Source organism: Psychroflexus sp. MBR-150 (genome assembly GCF_053628795.1).
The window spans coordinates 83378-102800 of sequence record NZ_JBRJHB010000008.1 but is presented as its reverse complement, the minus strand read 5'-3'; the positions used below and the strand labels follow the sequence as shown (position 1 = coordinate 102800).

Sequence of the window (19423 nt, the reverse complement as noted above, 5' to 3'; positions counted from 1 at the left end):
TTTAAAACTTGTCTTTATATTTGTTTAAAATTAGTTATGGAATTTAACCCAAAACAAGATAAAATAGCAGTCGTTGTAAAATCGTTTACGCTCAAGCGTAAGTCTGAATTCTTTTTGGAGAGATTCAGTGAACCTTATATTGTTTCAATGGCTATTGATGAGCACGGTGCTTATGAGACCTCAATAGATTTTAATATTTTGTCCTTTCCTAATGTCAAAAAAGGAGACACAGTAAGCTTTGATGGTCAAGGACATTTGATCTATGGACCAAAAAATCCTGGGCAATTTTTAGCCTATTCTGTTTTGTTTATGGAAAGTGATAAAGATGTCAGAGATTTTGGACAGCTTATGGAAGATATCTTAAAATCAGAAGCTATTAATCTTGGTGCTAAAGCCTTATTAAAAGCAGCTCCAACTTATTCAACCGCCATAAATCTACTGCAAAATTTGACAGAGTTAATTGCCAAACAACTTCAAAAAAACAAAGATGATGAGCTGTTTAGAAGAAACGGAACGCTTTTAAGAGATGTTAAACCGCCTTATGATATTTTGAGAAGTTACGATAGTGAAAACGATTTTATAAAAACCAAAACTTCTGTGATACCACTTGATGTTTCTAATAAATTAGGCTCACAAACTAAAGCTTTACAACTATAAAAATAATTTTTTAAATGGAATATTTAGATTTTGAATTACCTATAAAAGAACTCCAAGAAAAATATGACCAAGCTTGCAAAATTGGTGTAGATAGCGATGTTGATGTTTCTGATACTTGCAAACAAATAGAGAAAAAACTCAACCAAACTAAAAAAGATATTTACAAAAATCTTAATGCTTGGCAAAGAGTGCAACTCTCAAGACATCCTAATCGCCCTTATACTTTAGATTATATCAATAATATCTGTAAAGAGTCTTTTTTAGAATTGCACGGCGATAGAAATTTTGGTGACGACAAAGCTATGATTGGAGGCTTAGGAAAAATTAAAGACCAAAGTTTTATGTTTATAGGTCAACAAAAAGGCTATAATACCAAAACAAGACAATATCGAAATTTTGGAATGGCTAACCCAGAAGGCTATAGAAAAGCTTTGAGATTAATGAAAAAAGCAGAAAAATTCAGCATCCCTGTGGTATGTTTTGTTGATACACCTGGTGCATTTCCTGGTCTTGAAGCTGAAGAGCGTGGTCAAGGTGAAGCTATTGCCAGAAACATATACGAAATGACACAACTTCAAGTTCCTATAATTGTGATTATTATTGGCGAAGGAGCCAGTGGTGGTGCTTTAGGCATCGGTGTTGGCGATCGGGTGCTTATGCTTGAAAACACTTGGTATTCTGTGATTTCTCCAGAATCTTGCTCTTCTATCTTATGGCGAAGTTGGGAATACAAAGAAACCGCCGCAGAAGCTTTAAAACTGACTGCAAACGATATGAAATCGCTGAAGCTGATTGACAAAATAGTTAAAGAACCTCTTGGTGGTGCTCATAGCGATAAAGAAAATACCTTTAAAACTGTCAGTAAAACTATTTTAGAAACATTTGAAGAACTTAAAAACTTATCACCAGAAGAATTGGTTGAAAAACGCATTGAAAAATACGTTGGAATGGGTGAATTTAAAGAACGCTAATTCTTTATTCTTCACAACCAATTATTTAATGGTTTTTGAGTTTGAACAAATCAGGTTATCAACAATTTTTAATGATTTATCAACAGGCTATTGTTGATGAAATGTTGATGACGAATTTCACTTAAATATGGATTGGTCTTAACAATTTGTTTACATTCGCCATATGGAAAACCAAAAGTCATTTAGCAATAAAAATACAAAGAAAGGCAATGTCATCAGTTTACAAAAAGGCAAAATACCGCCACAAGCTGTTGATTTAGAAGAAGTTGTATTAGGTGCGATGTTGATTGACAAAAAAGGTGTTGATGAAGTTATTGATATTTTAAAACCTGAAGCCTTTTATAAAGAAAGTCACCAGCACATTTTTTCTGCCATCAAAACTTTGTTTGAAGAAGGTCAACCTATTGACTTATTAACGGTTTCCAGCCATCTAAAGAAAGATAAAAAACTTGAATCTATAGGCGGTGATTTTTACCTGATTCAGTTGACCCAAAAAGTATCATCTTCCGCCCATATTGAATACCATTCTCGCATTGTTCTTCAAAAATTTATTCAGCGTAGTTTAATTCAGATTTCAAATGAAATTATAGAAGAAGCTTATGACGAATCTACTGATGTATTTGATTTATTAGATAATGCCGAATCTAAACTTTATGAAGTAACCCAAGGCAATATCAACAAGTCTTCTGAAACCGCCCAAAGTCTTGTTATTCAAGCAAAAAAACGCATTGAAGAAATCGCCAATCAAAAAGGATTAAGTGGCATTCCTTCAGGTTTTGATGAATTAGATGAGCTCACTTCTGGTTGGCAACCCAGTGATTTAATTATTGTTGCAGCTCGTCCTGGTATGGGTAAAACAGCCTTGACGCTTTCTATGGCAAGAAATATTACCGTAGAGCAAAATATTCCTGTAGCTTTTTTCTCTCTTGAAATGTCTGCTGTGCAATTGATAACACGATTAATTTCATCAGAAACGCAACTTTCTTCAGAAAAATTAAGAACTGGAAAGCTTGAAAAATACGAATGGGAACAGCTCAATGTCAAAGTCAAAGCCTTAGAAAAAGCACCGCTTTTTATTGACGACACACCATCTCTTTCTATATTTGACTTGCGGGCTAAAGCGAGGCGATTATCTTCTCAACATGGTATCCAGCTTATTGTTGTTGATTATTTACAACTGATGACCAGCGGTTCGAGCAATAAAGCAGGAAATCGTGAACAAGAAATTTCAAGCATTTCAAGAAATTTAAAAGCTTTAGCCAAAGAACTCAATGTACCTGTCATAGCTCTTTCGCAATTATCTCGTGCAGTAGAAACCCGAGGCGGTACCAAAAGACCTTTGCTTAGTGATTTGAGAGAATCTGGTGCTATTGAACAAGATGCCGATATTGTTTCATTTATCTACAGACCTGAATATTACGGTATAGAAGAATGGGACGACGAAATCGCATCACCAACCAAAAATGAAGCTGAATTTATTGTAGCTAAACATCGTAACGGCGGTTTAGATAATATAAAACTCAAGTTTATAGGAAAATTTGGTCGATTTGAAAACATCAATATGGAAACCATAACAGAGGTCAATTCTAAGATTAATGATGATGATGATTTTCCCAAACCTTCACAATTTGATAATTTTGACAATCCTGAAGACGATTTTCCTTATTAGCTATACTTTTAGACACACTTAAGAGAATTTTACTAGTATATTAAGACCATTGCTTTAAAATTCCATTAAATTTGTTTTAAACATGTCATTAATGTCTATAAAAAAAATAGGTTTAATTCTCATTTTCACTTTAATCAGCTTAAATGTGAAAGCATCTTTTGTGCTCATTCCTATGGATGCAGAATCTCAAGACAATCATCTCAAGGCTTACGGCATCACTTATTGGGTTTTAAGCAATGGTCAAAAAGCACAATGGTTGCTCAACTACAGAGGTGGCTCTTTTTTGATACCCGACTCTGAACGACTTCGAAAAGAATGTAGCATTCGCGGTGTGAGTTATGAAGTGATTAGTAATGCAGAAGCAGAAACGATTTTAGCTAAAATTGATAGTCCAAGTCAAAATCAAGAATCGGTATTGTTAGAAAAAGCACCAAAAATTGCAGTTTACACGCCAAGTGGCAAAAAACCATGGGATGATGCCGTGACCTTAGTTTTAACTTATGCAGAAATTCCTTATCAAACGGTTTATGATAAGGAAGTTTTAGATGATGAACTTTTGCTTTATGATTGGCTACATTTGCATCACGAAGATTTTACTGGGCAATACGGTAAATTTTACAGAGCATATCGTGCGGCACCTTGGTATATTGAAGAAAAGAAAGAAGCCGAAGAATTAGCTAAATCTTTAGGTTATGATAAAGTTTCTCAAGAAAAATTAGCGGTAGCCAAAAAAATTAGAGATTATGTCATTGGTGGCGGATTTATGTTTGCCATGTGCAGTGCTACAGATAGTTTTGATATAGCCCTATCAGCTGAAGGCGTAGATATATGCGAATCTATGTTTGATGGCGACCCAAGTGAGCCAGGATATCAAAATAAAATTGACTATCAAAAAACCTTTGCTTTTAAAAATTATACCTTAGAAAAAAACCCCATGGTTTATGAGTTTTCAAGTATTGATATGACGAGAAAACGACGTGTACCAAAAGAACAAGACTATTTTACTCTGATGGATTTTTCAGCCAAATGGGATCCTATACCAACGATGCTCTGCCAAAACCATACCGCTATTGTGAAAGGTTTTATGGGGCAAACCACAGCTTTTGATGCTTCACAAGTTAAATCAAATGTGTTGGTTTTAGGCGAAACCAAACTCAACGGAGAAGCCAAATATATTCACGGGATTAAAGGCAAAGGCTTTTTTACATTCTACGGAGGTCACGATCCTGAAGACTACCAACACCGCGTTGGCGACCCTAAGACAGAATTAGAATTGCATCCAAATTCTCCTGGTTACAGATTAATTTTAAATAATATTTTATTTCCAGCTGCTGAGAAAAAGAAGCATAAAACTTAGTCAAAAAGTTTCTTCTTTCGCAATTCAAAATTCTGACCAAGATAGACTTTTCTGACCATTTCATCTTCAGCCAATTCTTCGGGTTTACCGTGTTTTAAGATGCCTCCTTGAAACATCAAATAAGTTCTATCAGTAATGGCAAGAGTTTCTTGAACATTGTGGTCAGTAATTAAAATCCCGATATTGCGATGTTTAAGTTGAGCCACAATTTTTTGAATATCTTCAACTGCAATAGGGTCAACACCAGCAAAGGGTTCGTCGAGTAAGATAAAATTTGGGTCTGTTGCCAATGCTCGAGCAATTTCTGTTCGTCGTCGTTCTCCACCAGACAATAAGTCGCCACGGTTTTTTCTGATGTGCGTTAAGCCAAACTCTTCAAGGAGTTTTTCAGTTTTTTCGTTGCGTTCTTTTTTGTTGAGTTTTTTTAATTCTAAGACACTTTTAATATTGTCTTCTACGCTGAGTTTTCTAAACACAGAAGCTTCTTGGGCTAAATAGCCAATACCGTTTTGAGCTCTTTTATACATAGGAAATTTGGTGATATTTTGACCTTCAAGAAATATTTGACCGCTATTGGGTTTTATGATACCAACTATCATATAAAACGTCGTGGTTTTTCCTGCTCCATTAGGTCCGAGTAAACCAACAATTTCACCTTGATTAACTTCAAGAGACACTTCCTTTACAACGCGTTTGCCACTGTAGGTTTTAATAAGTTTTTCTGCACGAAGTTTTATTGTTTTAGATTCTGTCATCAATTGGAAATTTTATCTTGCTTTACAAATATAAATAATTCAACAACAGCAATAAGAATCATCATATAGGCGATTAACTCAACACTTTCTTCCGAAGCACGTTCTACACTGTACAAATAATTATTTCCCATAATGCTGTCCCAATTAGATGGTTTACCATAAAGTCGAGTAAAAACATGAAGATTAGCAAGCGAAATCAACAGTATTCCAAAACCAAGAGTGTTGCTGAGTGATTTCATTTGATTTGCAAAAGATTTAAAATTTTTAATAAGAATAATCAGCATAATCACACCTAATATCACAACAAAAGGAAACCAACCTAAACTTGGAAATTGAGCATCAAACCAAGCGTCAAATTCACGAATTAAATGCAAGCTTATAAACAAACTTAAAACAGCCATAAAAACTTTATATTTTGAAGTATAAGCTAAGGATATAAAGCCAATTAAAACAGTGATGAACAATATACTTTCCTGAGCAAATTCAATGGCATTCGATTCGTTGGATTGCCCTATTGAAAAATCTGCTTCAATAGGTAGTGTGCACAAAAAAAATAATGCGGCATACGCCACCAGTCTGATAAAAGCTTTGATTAATGATTTCATAATTTATTGATTTTGATATTTTTCTTCAATGGCTTCCCAAAATTCGTGAGCTCTTCTTAGATGAGGAATAACAATTGTTCCGCCAACCAAGGTACCGATGCTTAGAGCTTCCATTACTTGGCTACGACTCCAACCTGATTTGTAGGAAGATTCTAAATGATATTTTACGCAGTCGTCACATCTCAACACTAATGAGGCGACTAATCCTAAGAGTTCTTTAGTTTTTTTGTCTAAACTTCCTTCAGCAAATGAATTTGTATCTAAATTAAAAATTCGTTTGATGACTTTGTTATTCTCTTTGATGAGCTTGTTATTCATTTTTGCCCTATAGGCTTCAAATTCGTCAACTTTATCTATCATTTTATCTCTTTTTTAAGTTCTTTTTTATAAATAAATTTTGTAATTATAATACTAATTTCATACAAAACTACAACAGGTATAGAGACAATAAATTGACTAGCAATGTCTGGTGGCGTAATGATAGCTGAAACTATTAATATAAGTACCAAAGCATATTTTCTATTTGTTTTTAAAAAATCGGGGGTTACCAAGCCCCATTTGGCTAAAAAATAAATAATTATAGGTAGTTCAAACATAAGTCCCGAAGCTAAAGCCGATGTTTTTACTAATCCGATATAACTATCTAAATCAAAGTCGTTAAAAACTTCTGAACTTACTTGATAACTTCCTAAAAAGCGAATAGATAAAGGAGAAATGACATAATAACCAAATAAAACCCCTAAGAAAAACAAAAACGAAGTAATAAATATAAACCATTTGGCACTTTGCTTTTCTTTGGTGTATAGACCTGGAGAAATGAAAGACCAAAGTTGATAAATAATATAAGGAAATGCCACAATAAAACCCGCCGTTATTGATGTCCACATATGTGCACTAAATTGTGCAGCTACTTTTCTACTTTGTATTCTAAAAGGTAATTCTTCAAAACAAAAACTTTGGTCTAAGGCTAATTTTTTTGAGAGGTTGCACAAAATTTCATAAGTAGGAAAAGTAGAATGTTTAGGTCCTAATAAAATAACATCAAAAATAAAACCTTTAAACATAAAAGCAACAATAGCACAAATCACAACTGCTAATAATGCTCTTATGATATGCCATCTTAAGTCTTCAAGATGGTCTAAAAAAGACATCTCATTTTTATTTATTGATTTTGCCATTAAATAATGCCTTCTTTAATTAAATTGTGTAAATGTACAATGCCTTTATATTCACCGTTTTGTTCTGCAATAAGTTGTGTGATATTGTTGTTTTCTAAAACCTCAAGAGCATCTATAGCCATTGCATCATTTTTAATTGTTTTAGGGTTTTGACTCATAATGTCTTCAGCTTTCAAGTGTTTTATATCATCATGATCAGCAAGCATACGCCTTAAATCTCCATCAGTAATAATGCCAACGATTTTTCCTTTATCCAATACAGGCGTTACACCAAGCATATTTTTAGAAATTTCAATGATTACATCTTTCATCAGCGTATCAGGTTGTACTTGTGGTTTTAGATTATCTTCTGTAATATCGCTCACTCTGAGATATAAAGCTTTACCCAAAGCACCACCAGGATGATATTTTGCAAAATCTTTTTTTGAGAAACCTTTAAGCATAACTAAAGTTACCGCTAAAGCATCACCCATCACCAATTGAGCAGTTGTGCTTGTAGTCGGTGCTAAATTGTTGGGGCAAGCTTCTTGTTTTACAGGAGTGAGTAGAGTATAATCAGAATGTTGTGCTAGATAAGAATTTGAATTTCCAGTTAAGCCTATTAATTTATTTTTAAAATTTTTAATTAAAGGAACAAGCACTTTTATCTCTGGCGTGTTACCACTTTTTGAAATGCAAATCACAATATCATTTTTTAAAATAGTCCCTAAGTCACCGTGAATAGCATCAGCAGCATGCATAAAAACAGCGGGCGTGCCAGTTGAGTTCATTGTAGCAACAATCTTTTGTGCAATGATGGCACTCTTGCCAATACCAGTAATAACAACACGTCCTTTAGATTTTATTATAAGCTTGACAACTTCTTCAAAGTCCTTATCAATATAATGGTTTAAGTTATCAATAGCTTCTGCCTGCATTTTGATGCTGTCGGTTGCGAAATTTTTTATTTGAGAAAAATCCATAATTTTATAATTGACTTGCAGACTTTAAAATATTGCGTATATTTAGGTTTGCAAATGTAAGTAAAACAAAAATAAATTGGAGTCAAAAGAATTACATCAACAATTAAAAAAAATATTTGGTTTTTCAGAATTTAAAGGTCTTCAAGAAGGCGTTATAAAAAGCATACTAAACAATCAAAACACATTTGTTATTATGCCTACAGGTGGTGGCAAATCTCTGTGCTATCAATTGCCAGCACTAATCTCTGAAGGCACAGCTATAGTGATATCACCGTTGATAGCCTTGATGAAAAATCAAGTCGATACCTTGAGAAGTCTTTCTGAAAACGAAAGCGTTGCTCATGTATTAAATTCATCTTTGAATAAAACACAAATCCGGCAAGTCAAACAAGATATTTCTGATGGACATACTAAATTGCTATATGTCGCACCTGAGTCTTTAACCAAAGATGAATATGTCGATTTTTTGAAAACTCAAAAAATTTCATTCTTAGCAATTGATGAAGCTCATTGTATTTCGGAATGGGGTCATGATTTTAGACCAGAATACAGAAATATCAAGAAAATATTAAATCGTATTGGTGATGATATAACTATCATAGGTTTAACGGCAACTGCAACACCAAAAGTTCAAGAAGATATTCTTAAAAACTTAAGAATGACAGATGCCAATGTGTTTAAAGCATCGTTTAATAGACCAAATCTATATTATGAAATCAGACACAAAACCGCAAATGTCGATAGCGATATCATTAAATTTGTCAAACAAAATGAAGGTAAAAGTGGAATAATATATTGTTTAAGCCGAAAACGTGTCAGTCAATTGGCTCAAACTTTGCAAGTCAATGGCGTGAAAGCTGTACCTTATCATGCTGGACTTGACGCCAAAACACGATCTAAACACCAAGATATGTTTCTAATGGAAGACATTGATGTGGTTGTTGCCACTATTGCGTTTGGTATGGGTATTGATAAGCCTGATGTGCGTTTTGTGATTCACAACGATATTCCTAAAAGTATAGAAAGTTATTATCAAGAAACGGGTCGTGCTGGTCGTGATGGCGGCGAAGGTCATTGTTTAGCATACTACAGTTATAAAGACATTGAAAAGCTTGAAAAATTTATGAGCAATAAGCCTTTAGCCGAGCAAGAAATAGGCTATGCTTTACTTCAAGATGTCGTTGCTTTTGCAGAATCACCCATATCTAGGCGTAAGTTTATTTTGCACTATTTTGGAGAAGAATTTGATAATGAAACAGGTGAAGGCGGTGATATGGATGATAATGTAAGATATCCTAAAAAAACGATTGAAGCTAAAGACGAAGTTGCCTTGTTAATTAAAACCGTCAAAGAAACAGGACAGCTTTATAAAATGAAAGAATTAGTGAATATACTATCAGGCGAATCAAACGCTCTCATTAAATCTCACAAAACTGATGAAACTGATATATTTGGTCAAGGGAAAGACAAATCAAAAGAATTTTGGAAAGCATTGATTAGGCAAGTGCTTGTTAATGGCTACTTACATAAAGAAATTGAAAGTTACGGCGTTATCAAATTAACAGAAAAAGGCGAAGCATTCTTAAAGCAACCAGAGTCATTTATGATGGCTGAAGACCACGATTATTCTGATGACAAATCTGCAGTAAATACCAACATTAGTGGTGGAAGTGACCCAAAATTGCTCAAAATGCTCAAAGATTTACGAAAAAAAGTGGCCAAGCAAAAAGATGTTCCACCATTTGTGATTTTTCAAGATCCATCTTTAGAGGACATGGCTTTAAAATATCCTATCAATCTGGAAGAACTGAGTTATATACATGGTGTAGGTGAAAGTAAAGCCAGAAAATTTGGACGAAAATTTATAGACTTAATCCAAAGATATGTTGAAGATAATGACATTATAAGACCCGATGATTTGGTGGTTAAATCTACTGGAGCCAATAGTGCTAACAAACTTTATATCATTCAAAATGTAGATCGCAAACTACCATTAGTCGATATTGCAAGTTCAAAAGGCATGGAAATGAATGAGTTGATTAAAGAGATGGAAGCCATTGTCTATAGCGGTACTAAACTTAACATATCTTACTGGATTGATGAAATACTTGATGAAGATCAACAAGAAGAAATCCATGAATATTTCTTAGAAGCCGAAACCGATAGTATTAATGATGCTATTGAAGAATTTGATGGTGAATATGAAGAAGATGAAATGAGATTATACAGAATTAAATTTATAAGTGAGGTTGCTAATTAAAACTATAAAACCAACTCTGTAATCACTAAAAACATTAAAATTCTATATTATACCATTTTGAATGAAATAATATTCGATATCATATCTATAACATCTTTAATAACTATTGTTTTAAATTTGATATAAAAATTATGCCTGACAAAAAACCAGATCAAGTTGTTTATAATGAAGAAAAAGATAAATACGATGCTGGTTTATTACCTTATGCCACCAATGCCTCAGCTCCAAAAATCACATCAAATGATTTGACAGGTTGGAAAAAAACCAATATTCATAAAGCTAACCATCAAATCAAAACGAAATATGACAAACTCAAATCGGCTTATGAAGATTTGATGCAACAATATGAATACAATAAGCTAATTTACAACGCAGAGTTCAGTTTTGAACCTATTGTAGGTCAAGTTTATCATCTTTATGTCAAAGACAATAATCAAAGTTTTTTATCTATCATCCAACCCGACGAATGTTCGTTTAAACATAAAGGAAGCTTTAAACTCAACGACGATAAAGTCTGGGAACGGGTTGATAATTGATTTAAAAAAAAAAAAATTATTTCATCGTTTCTAAAATCTTAACCACATCATCTTCGGTAGTGTCAGGATTGATAAAACAAAACCTTGAAACAGTTTGGCTTTGTGCATTGATTGTCCATTTAGTTGGTGTTACGAGTGCAAAGCCTTTTTTTTGATTGGTATAAGTCCAGTTTTTATAATCTTCGTCTGACCAATTTTTTCGTTCAAACAAGACACAAGACAAACCTGGTGGTCTTACCAAATTGACATGAGACATATCATCAATTGTTTTGGCTGCAAATTGAGCCAACTCTAAACCTCTTTCGATAGCTGCTTGATATCGTTTTGTGCCATGAGTGGCTAATGAAAACCAAAGTGGCAAACCACGAAGTCTTCGCGTCAACTGAATTTGATAGTCAGCAGGATTAAAACCTTGAGCGCCTTCATCTTTAAAAATATCAAGATAGGCACCTTTTTGAGAATGTGCATTTTTAGCGTGTTCTAAGTTTTTATAAATTACAGCTCCACAATCATAAGGTGAAAACAACCACTTATGAGGATCAATAGTGATACTGTCTGCTTTTTCTATCCCATTAAACAAATGACGAACAGACGATGCCGCCAAAGCTCCACCACCATATGCCGCATCGACGTGAAACCATAAATTTTCTTTTTCGCAAACCTCAGCAATGGTATCGAGTTCATCTATAATTCCTGCATTGGTTGTACCTCCAGTTGCAATAACTGCAAATAAACGTTTGCGATCTATTTGACTTAAACTCTTAATTTTTTTATTTAACAAATCACCTGAAAGTCTGCCGTCTTCATCGTCATCAACTATGATGATATCAGCGTCTATAACATTAGCCATAGATTTAATGGAAGAATGTGCTCCTGATGATGTAATCAGCAGTGCTTTATAAGCTTTGTTATTCTCGTTTAAACTTCTCCAATATTCTCGAGCAGCAATCATAGCAGATAGATTAGCAGCAGTACCACCACTTGTAAAAACGCCAAAAGATGTATCGGGCAAACCCGTAAGTGAAACTAACCATTTCATAGCTTGATTTTCGCAATAAATACCGCCTGCACCAGTCATCCAATATGCACCATGGATGCTTGAAGCCGAGGTGACCAAATCAAATAAAATAGCGGCCCGAGTTGGTGCTGCTGGCACAAAAGCCAAATGCCTTGGATGATCGACTGGAACTGTAGCTTTGACCAAAATATCTTTAAACAATTGAAAAGCTTTTTCTCCACCAATACCATCTTCGGTAATGGTCTTACCGACAAGTTTGTCGAGCAGTTCTTCTTTTTTGGGTGAGCCTAATTCGGGATTGGTATTTGATATTCTATTAACGGCATATTTCATGATATCAAGCGTCATTTCAACTAAATCGATATCTACCGCATGCATACTTTTCATTATAGATTATTTTAGAATTGCAAATTTAGCCATACTTCTAAGAAAAAGGATGTCAGATTAAGATTTACTTTACCTATGAAAGTTATAATTTGATAAAAATAGAAAGACTTTATCATAATGACAAAGTCTTTTCGCCTAATCCGTTATTTCTAAAAGTTAATTGCTAATTGCAATAACCTGAATTACTGATCAATAGAGCCGAGAACTCGTTTTGAAAAGGCGTTGGCTGCATCTTTTTCAGACATTCCACTTTGAACAAGTTTGTCCATTTCAATAGCACCAGCAATATTGGTAATCAACTCGCCTACAACATCCATTTCTTCTTCTTTAACAGAACGGTGTTCTGTAAACGATTCTAAGACATCCATAGTATGCTGGAGTTTTTCAACAGAGTTGTTTTTCTGTAAATGTTTAATTATTGGTAACTTCATTGACTAAGTCTTTTAAAGATTCAAATTTATTGGTCTGCACTTGATTGACAAATTTACCATGCTTAAATGTTGCAAATGTTGGTAAATTATTGACATTAGCAAGCTTTCTTGATTCTGGAAATTTTTCAGCATCAACTAAAATGAATGGAATGTCTTCATTTTCTGAGGCTAATTTTTTAAATTTCGGCTTCATCAATCTGCAGTTTCCACACCAAGTTGCAGCGTATTGAACAACAACAGTTTCATTGTCATTTAATTCTTCTGCAAGATTATCTTGTTCTAATTCTTTATACATAATTTTTTGATTTTTTAAAAATACAAGTCAGAAACTGAATCCTGACTTGTATTCAGATTTACTAAAATTCTTAGTTTTTAGATAAGTATGAAGCCGTACCTTCTCTACTGGGCTTCATAGCTTCTTTACCTTCTTCCCAGTTGGCTGGGCAAACTTCTCCGTGTTTTTGAACGTGTGTATAAGCATCAATCATTCTTAAAAATTCTGATACGTTACGTCCAAGTGGCATGTGGTTCACGCCTTCGTGAAAAACGGTGCCTTCTTCATCAATAAGGTATGTCGCTCTGTATGCAACATTGTCGCCATCTACAGTAACATCGCCTGTTTCTTCGTCATAACGCTCATTGGTGATATCCAAAATACCTAAACGGCTGCTTAAATTTCTGTTAGAATCAGCAAGAATAGGATAAGACACGCCTTCTATTCCGCCGTCATCTTTTGAGGTGTTTAGCCAAGCAAAATGAACTTCAGCTGTGTCACATGATGCACCGATTACGATAGTGTTTCTTTTTTCAAATTCTGGCAATGCTTCTTGAAAAGCATGTAATTCTGTAGGACATACATAAGTAAAGTCCTTTGGATACCAAAATAAGACTACTTTTTTGTTGTTTTTAACGGCTTCTTCAAGCACATTAATTTCAATAGTGTCGCCAAGATCATTCATGGCTTTTACTTTTAAATCTGGGATTTTTTTTCCTACGATTGACATAATTATTAGGTTTTTAAGGTTAATATTCTGATACAAAAATAAGCGATTAACTCAGCTTATTTGTAAAATTCAAGTTGTCTTTTTTTATATTGTTATAAACAAAAACTATCATTTAATTTTATTATAATAGATTTAAGTTATTTTACTTATGCTTTGGTTAAAATCATCAATAATATCTTCTACATTTTCAATACCACAAGACAGTCTTAAGACTTGATTATTAATGCCTTGTGCTTGTCTTTCTTCGTCTGACAGCAAGCTATGAGAGGTTTTGGCAGGTGATAAAATTGTGGTTTCAACACCGCCAAGACTTAAAACATCTTTCACGAGTTTAAGTTCTTTTAAAAATGCAGTGGTTGAAATTTCTTTGATAAGCTTAAAAGATAACATTCCGCCAAATCCTGACATTTGAGATTGAGCTAAATCAAATTGAGAATGCGTTTCTAAACCTGGATAAAACACCTGCTCTATCCAATCACGATGATATAGAAAGTTGGCTAATTCAGTCGCATTTTTGTTTTGCTGCTGAATCCTTAAGTTTAAAGTTTTCATACTGCGCTCAAGTAGCCATGTAGTTTGGTCTGAAAGGCTTCCGCCAAAGTTTCGTGCTTTGTGCAAAATCGGTTCAATCAAAGTCTTTGAGGTTGCCACAGCTCCAGCGGTAATATCACTATGACCACCGAGATATTTAGTTGCAGAATGCACAACGATATCAATTCCAAAATCAATTGGTGTTTGGTTAATAGGCGTAGCAAATGTATTATCTGCCATCGTTATCAAATTGTGTGCTTTTGCTATTTGAGCAATCTTTTTTAAATCAACCAACTCCATTAAAGGATTGGATGGAGTTTCAAGATAAATCAATTTTGTATTGGGTTGGATTAATGCTTCAACTGCTTTTTCATCATTCAAATCCACAAAATCATATTTCACACTATAATTTTCTAATTCTTTTTTGATAAAATTACGCGTGCCACCATAAATTTGATTTTGAACAATCACGTGATCTCCTGACTTTAAAACACTCAGCATCGCCGAACTAATCGCTGCCATTCCGCTGCCAAAAATCAAACCCAATTCCGCATGTTCAAGTCTCGCTATTTTTTTAGCTAAGTTAGCCTGATTTGGCGTGTTAAAATAACGTGGATAAGCTGAATCTTCTTGACCTTGATAAGCATAAGCTGTTGCTGGATAAATCGGCGAAATTGCACCTTTATAGGTTTGGTCTTCAACATCGCCTTCGTGAACACAAATAGTGTTTAAGCCTTGATTAGTTTTCATTTATCATTAGATTTATTTGTAGTAAATTTAGTGTGTTTTTAACTCAACAAAAAATGTCAACCTCATAATGATTTAAGATTAACAATAATTTATATCTTTAGCCTTATGAAAACACATTTTACGCATATTAAAAACCTACTTCAAATAAGAAAACCTAATGATAATTTGACTTCAGGTAAAGCTATGTCTTATTTGCCACAACTCGAAAATGCTTATCTGAGTATTGAAAATGAACACATCACTGATTATGGATTGATGTCTGAGTTTAAAGCTAACAAATCTGACAGATGCATCGATGTTTCAGGACAAATCATTCTTCCGACTTGGGTAGATTCTCATACGCATTTGGTTTATGCTGGCACCCGAGAAAGCGAATTTAAAGATCGCATTCAAGGTTTAAGTTATCAAGAAATTGCCAATAAAGGTGGTGGCATTCTCAATTCGGCAAACAAACTTCAAAACACATCAGAAGAAGATTTGTTTCAACAGGCTTTTGCACGTTTGCAAAACTTGATAAAGCTCGGAACAGGAGCCATTGAAATCAAAAGTGGTTATGGTTTAACACACGATGCTGAAATCAAGATGCTGAAAGTGATTCAAAAGTTAAAACGCCACTCGCCTATTCCAATCAAGGTAACTTATCTTGCGGCTCACGCTTTGCCTTTAGAATTTAAAGACAATAAAACAGCTTATATAGATGGCATTATCCATAAAACACTACCAGAAGTCGCCAAGCAGAATTTAGCCGATTATGTAGATGTGTTTTGCGAAAAAGGCTATTTTGATTTAGTTGACACAGAAAGAATTCTCAAAGCGGCAAAAGAATTTGGACTCCAAGCCAAAATTCACGTCAATCAATTTAATGCTTTTGGCGGCGTACAAAAAGCGGTAGAATTTGACGCTTTGAGCGTTGATCATTTAGAAGAATTAACCAAAGACGACATTAAAGCTCTACAAAACTCTCAAACTTTGCCAGTAGCCTTGCCAGGTTGTTCCTTTTTTCTCGGTATTCCTTACACGCCTGCGAGACAAATCATTGATAGTGATTTGCCTTTGGCTCTGGCTAGCGATTTTAATCCTGGAAGTGCACCGAGTGGCAATATGAATTTTGTAGTGGCTTTGGCTTGTATCAAAATGAATATGCTACCTGAAGAAGCCATCAATGCAGCCACATTAAACGCGGCAGCAGCGGTAGAAATGTCTGCATCTTTAGGCAGTATTACTATCGGAAAAAAAGCCAATTTCATCATCACAAAACCCATCAACAGTTATAATTTTATACCTTATTCATTTGGAGAAAACCATATTGAACAAGTTTGGATTAACGGTCAAAAAATTTGATTATGAATAGATTAAGATATTTAGATAAATCGCAAATTGAAACATATGTCAAACCTCGTCACGGCGAAACCAAATTGGGTGAACATTTAGAACTTTTAGAAGACATCAATGATTTAGAAAACCAAACACAAGACTATGTTATTTTAGGCTTGCCTGAAGATATTGGGGTTAGAGCCAATCACGGTAAAGCTGGTGCATCAAAAACTTGGACTGCTTTTTTAGAATCGTTTTTAAACATTCAACACAATCGGTTTAATTCTGCTGAAAACGTCGTGATTTTAGGTCATTTGAATTTTGAAGACTTATTAGATCAAGCTGATCAATTAGATCCAAATCACAATGATTATCACGTGTTTTTAAGCGATTTAGTCGAGCAAATTGACGAGCAAGTTTACGAAGTAGTTAAACAAATTATATCTTTTGGAAAAACACCTATTGTTATTGGCGGAGGACACAACAACGCTTATGGAATCATTAAAGCCTGTTCGTATAATGAAGAAAATCCCATAAATGTATTAAATATTGATGCTCATACCGATTTGAGACATTGCAAACATCGGCATTCGGGTAATGGATTTTCGTATGCGATTCAGAATGGCTTTTTAGATAAATATTACATCTTTGGACTCCACAAAAATTACACACCCGAGTATATTTTTGAATATATTGATAAAAAACACCAAATTGATTATTGTTGTTTTGACCAACTCTTGCATCTCAATGAATTAGAAAAATTGTCAAAACTCAAAGCGGGTTGTAACTTTTTGATGAATAATTTTGGGTTAGAAATTGATTGTGATAGCATTCAAAATTTCAATTCAAGTGCAAAAACGCCAAGCGGATTTAGTATTGATGAAATCAGAAATATGATAAAAATGCTAAAAACTGATCCCTTAAAATATATCCACATTTGTGAGGCAATACCATCTTCAACAACTGGAAAAGCCTTGAGCTATTTTGTTTCAGATTTGATAAGAAATATTGACTAAATGTTTTTAAAATTCACTCTTAAATCCGCTAAGGATGATGCAAAATGACCATACAAGAAAAATCTTTAGAGGATTTAAAACCACAATTTGGTAAAACCCATATTATTATAAAGTTGTATTTCAGTCATCACTGGATAATGATCGGAATAATCGACTTTATAATTTTTAAAATTCAAAGAGTTTAAACTTTCGCTGATTAAAATCATATCTATTCTAAGTGGCAGAACTCCAAAATTGAAAGTCTTACCATAATATTGACCAGATTCTAAAAAACTGTCTTTCAGCTTTAAATCTGTTAACTGTCTATATAAATAAGACAAAGCCGTATTATTCATATCTGCACAAAACACAACTGGATAAGGCGAATTAGCAATATCATCTTTGATTAGATCAAATTGATTCATTTGTTTTTCAAATACTTTTTCTAATCTTTTAATCAATTTTTCTTTGGGTTCCTCTTGTATCGTTTTGATATCAGGTTTTAGATTAAGCGACTGAAAATGCGTGCTAAAAACCCTAATGGTATCTTTTTTTACAAGTATGTCGGCATATACGGCAGAATTTCCTGAATTTTTAAAATCAAAATATTTGCGGTTGACAATTTTATGTTGACTAAAAATTGCCGATTGCAGTCCGTTTTTAGTCGAATCAAATGAACTAAACTTGAAATTTTCGAATTTGTGTTGATTTGTATTTTTAAACTCCTGAAAGCATAAAATACTAGGGTTTTCTTTACGGATAAAATCCTTAATTTGGTCATAAGTTGACAATCTAGCATCGTTTTTACTATAGAACTGCATCACATTATAGCTCATAACTTTCAAATGCTCATCATCAGCATATTTTTTTTGTGAAAACGCAAATAATTTTTGAAAGTGGAACCATCCTAAAACAATTACTAAAAATGATAATAAAAAGTATTTTTTAAGTTTGAGTAACCAGATCAACACAAAACAAAAATTGATAATCCATAACACAGGAATACTAAAATTCATAAGTGATAGAAGCGAAAATACCTGTGGTGAAACAAAACTTGTGAGATAAGATAAAGCAAGTAATATTGCAAAAACAATATTTGTGATATACAATATTTTATAACCAAAACTCAGCTTTTTCATGCTTAAACTTTAGATATCATTACCTGCATTAAACAGAAAATCCTTTTCTTCTTTGGTCAGACTTTCGTAACCACTTTGACTGATTTTGTCTAAAATTTCATCAATGCGTTTTTGTTTGTCATCTTGATCTGCTTTAGAAGTTTTCTTATAGGTTTTGTTTTTGTAAACGGTCTTCATTGTTGTTTTTGACTTTCGCTTAGGTTTCGACCCAAAAAGTTGCTGAAAACCTGTAATTAAATTTTCTATCCATTTTCCAATATCGTTGCCGTTGTCTAATTGTTTGGTGTAAAAATAGCCTATAAAAGCCCCGCCAAGATGAGCGAGATGACCGCCAGGATTGTCAAACGGCATTTGAATAATGTCCATTAAAACAAAAAACGCTGCAATCCACCAGAGTTTGATATTTCCTATTAAAAAAAGCCTTACACTTAAATTAGGCACTTTTGTGGATATACCTATAAATACTGCCATCACGGCTGCTGAAGCTCCAATTAAATAAGACTTACCAATACCTGCAAAAGCTGGGAACAAATTATAGCTCAACATATAAATTAAAGCCCCAAAAATTGCCCCTAAAATATAATAGTTGAGCAACTTTTTACCTGAATAAAAAGTCAAAAACTGTTGTCCACCAAAGTATAGAATAATCATATTAAACAAGATATGTAAAAACCCAGCATGTAAAAACGCATAAGTCACAATAGACCATGGCTTAAAAACAAAATCCCCTAAATCTTTTGGAAAGACTAACCATTCTAAAAACAGGTTAGTTTCTATGCCCATCAAGAAAAACAAGGCTCTAAATACATAAGTCAACACAAACATAATGACATTTAGCCCAATAAGTTTTTCTAAGACGTTGGCCGTTTTGTATTTGTATATAATTTGTTCTTTTGTTGTCATG

The 19423-nt window shown here is 33.7% G+C and carries 20 protein-coding genes; 8 read left to right on the top strand and 12 right to left on the bottom strand.

Annotated elements, in window-relative coordinates:
- Window positions 1-36: 36 nt before the first annotated feature.
- The 4 genes from ACSSV5_RS06510 (at window position 37) to ACSSV5_RS06495 (ending at window position 4654) form a co-directional block, all read left to right on the top strand.
- The gene (locus ACSSV5_RS06510; RefSeq protein ID WP_211066083.1) at window positions 37-657 is read left to right on the top strand and encodes a hypothetical protein; all 621 of its coding nucleotides are present in this window, start codon (window positions 37-39) and stop codon (window positions 655-657) included.
- Between the two features lie 14 nt (window positions 658-671).
- The gene (locus tag ACSSV5_RS06505; RefSeq protein ID WP_454245240.1) at window positions 672-1628 is read left to right on the top strand and encodes an acetyl-CoA carboxylase carboxyltransferase subunit alpha; all 957 of its coding nucleotides are present in this window, start codon (window positions 672-674) and stop codon (window positions 1626-1628) included.
- Window positions 1629-1791: 163 nt separating this feature from the next.
- A complete protein-coding gene (gene dnaB / locus ACSSV5_RS06500; RefSeq protein ID WP_454245239.1) occupies window positions 1792-3297 on the top strand; it encodes a replicative DNA helicase in 1506 nt (501 codons plus the stop codon).
- A 91-nt stretch (window positions 3298-3388) separates the two neighbouring features.
- Window positions 3389-4654, top strand: a complete 1266-nt coding sequence (locus tag ACSSV5_RS06495; RefSeq protein WP_454245238.1) for an asparagine synthetase B — start codon at window positions 3389-3391, stop codon at window positions 4652-4654.
- Here ACSSV5_RS06495 and lptB read toward each other — a convergent pair.
- From lptB to ACSSV5_RS06470, 5 genes are read right to left on the bottom strand one after another with little or no spacing between them, the layout of a single operon-like run.
- Window positions 4651-5391, bottom strand: a complete 741-nt coding sequence (lptB, locus tag ACSSV5_RS06490; protein ID WP_211066827.1) for an LPS export ABC transporter ATP-binding protein — start codon at window positions 5389-5391, stop codon at window positions 4651-4653. The two genes, ACSSV5_RS06495 and lptB, sit on opposite strands and share 4 nt — an antisense overlap.
- Before the next feature lie 17 nt (window positions 5392-5408).
- Window positions 5409-6014 carry a hypothetical protein gene (locus ACSSV5_RS06485; RefSeq protein WP_211066079.1) on the bottom strand — a complete coding sequence of 202 codons (606 nt, stop codon included), beginning with the start codon at window positions 6012-6014 and terminating at the stop codon, window positions 5409-5411.
- 3 nt (window positions 6015-6017) lie between these two features.
- On the bottom strand, window positions 6018-6374 hold the full coding sequence (locus ACSSV5_RS06480) for a carboxymuconolactone decarboxylase family protein (RefSeq protein ID WP_454245237.1): 357 nt from the start codon (window positions 6372-6374) through the stop codon (window positions 6018-6020).
- Complete coding sequence (gene tatC / locus ACSSV5_RS06475; protein ID WP_454245236.1) at window positions 6371-7192, bottom strand: twin-arginine translocase subunit TatC; 822 nt, start codon at window positions 7190-7192, stop codon at window positions 6371-6373. The genes ACSSV5_RS06480 and tatC overlap by 4 nt, the downstream gene beginning before the upstream one ends.
- Window positions 7192-8154, bottom strand: a complete 963-nt coding sequence (locus ACSSV5_RS06470) for a KpsF/GutQ family sugar-phosphate isomerase (protein WP_454245235.1) — start codon at window positions 8152-8154, stop codon at window positions 7192-7194. Before ACSSV5_RS06470 ends, tatC begins: the two co-directional genes overlap by 1 nt.
- Window positions 8155-8230: 76 nt before the next feature.
- On the opposite strand from ACSSV5_RS06470, the gene recQ reads away from it, so the two are divergent.
- Window positions 8231-10414 carry a DNA helicase RecQ gene (gene recQ / locus ACSSV5_RS06465; RefSeq protein ID WP_211066075.1) on the top strand — a complete coding sequence of 728 codons (2184 nt, stop codon included), beginning with the start codon at window positions 8231-8233 and terminating at the stop codon, window positions 10412-10414.
- 131 nt (window positions 10415-10545) lie between these two features.
- Window positions 10546-10950, top strand: a complete 405-nt coding sequence (locus ACSSV5_RS06460; protein ID WP_211066074.1) for a DUF2452 domain-containing protein — start codon at window positions 10546-10548, stop codon at window positions 10948-10950.
- A gap of 16 nt (window positions 10951-10966) precedes the next feature.
- On the opposite strand, the gene ACSSV5_RS06455 is transcribed toward ACSSV5_RS06460, so the two are convergent.
- The 5 genes from ACSSV5_RS06455 to ACSSV5_RS06435 all read right to left on the bottom strand — a co-directional run bounded on the left by ACSSV5_RS06455 (window position 10967) and on the right by ACSSV5_RS06435 (window position 15071).
- Window positions 10967-12346, bottom strand: a complete 1380-nt coding sequence (locus ACSSV5_RS06455; RefSeq protein ID WP_454245259.1) for a pyridoxal phosphate-dependent decarboxylase family protein — start codon at window positions 12344-12346, stop codon at window positions 10967-10969.
- A 191-nt stretch (window positions 12347-12537) separates the two neighbouring features.
- On the bottom strand, window positions 12538-12786 hold the full coding sequence (locus ACSSV5_RS06450) for a DUF6952 family protein (RefSeq protein WP_454245234.1): 249 nt from the start codon (window positions 12784-12786) through the stop codon (window positions 12538-12540).
- A complete protein-coding gene (locus ACSSV5_RS06445; protein ID WP_211066072.1) occupies window positions 12767-13081 on the bottom strand; it encodes a thioredoxin family protein in 315 nt (104 codons plus the stop codon). Before ACSSV5_RS06445 ends, ACSSV5_RS06450 begins: the two co-directional genes overlap by 20 nt.
- 70 nt (window positions 13082-13151) lie before the next feature.
- Window positions 13152-13790, bottom strand: coding sequence for a redoxin domain-containing protein (locus ACSSV5_RS06440; protein ID WP_454245233.1), 639 nt, complete (start codon window positions 13788-13790; stop codon window positions 13152-13154).
- A 132-nt stretch (window positions 13791-13922) separates the two neighbouring features.
- The gene (locus ACSSV5_RS06435; protein WP_454245232.1) at window positions 13923-15071 is read right to left on the bottom strand and encodes a trans-sulfuration enzyme family protein; all 1149 of its coding nucleotides are present in this window, start codon (window positions 15069-15071) and stop codon (window positions 13923-13925) included.
- Between the two features lie 105 nt (window positions 15072-15176).
- Between ACSSV5_RS06435 and hutI the strand changes: the two genes are divergently transcribed.
- A complete protein-coding gene (gene hutI, locus ACSSV5_RS06430; protein WP_454245231.1) occupies window positions 15177-16412 on the top strand; it encodes an imidazolonepropionase in 1236 nt (411 codons plus the stop codon).
- A gap of 2 nt (window positions 16413-16414) precedes the next feature.
- The gene (locus ACSSV5_RS06425; protein WP_211066067.1) at window positions 16415-17401 is read left to right on the top strand and encodes a formimidoylglutamase; all 987 of its coding nucleotides are present in this window, start codon (window positions 16415-16417) and stop codon (window positions 17399-17401) included.
- A 74-nt stretch (window positions 17402-17475) separates the two neighbouring features.
- On the opposite strand, the gene ACSSV5_RS06420 is transcribed toward ACSSV5_RS06425, so the two are convergent.
- Complete coding sequence (locus tag ACSSV5_RS06420) at window positions 17476-18519, bottom strand: endonuclease/exonuclease/phosphatase family protein (protein ID WP_454245230.1); 1044 nt, start codon at window positions 18517-18519, stop codon at window positions 17476-17478.
- A gap of 9 nt (window positions 18520-18528) precedes the next feature.
- On the bottom strand, window positions 18529-19422 hold the full coding sequence (locus tag ACSSV5_RS06415; RefSeq protein WP_454245229.1) for a rhomboid family intramembrane serine protease: 894 nt from the start codon (window positions 19420-19422) through the stop codon (window positions 18529-18531).
- Window position 19423: the final 1 nt, after the last annotated feature.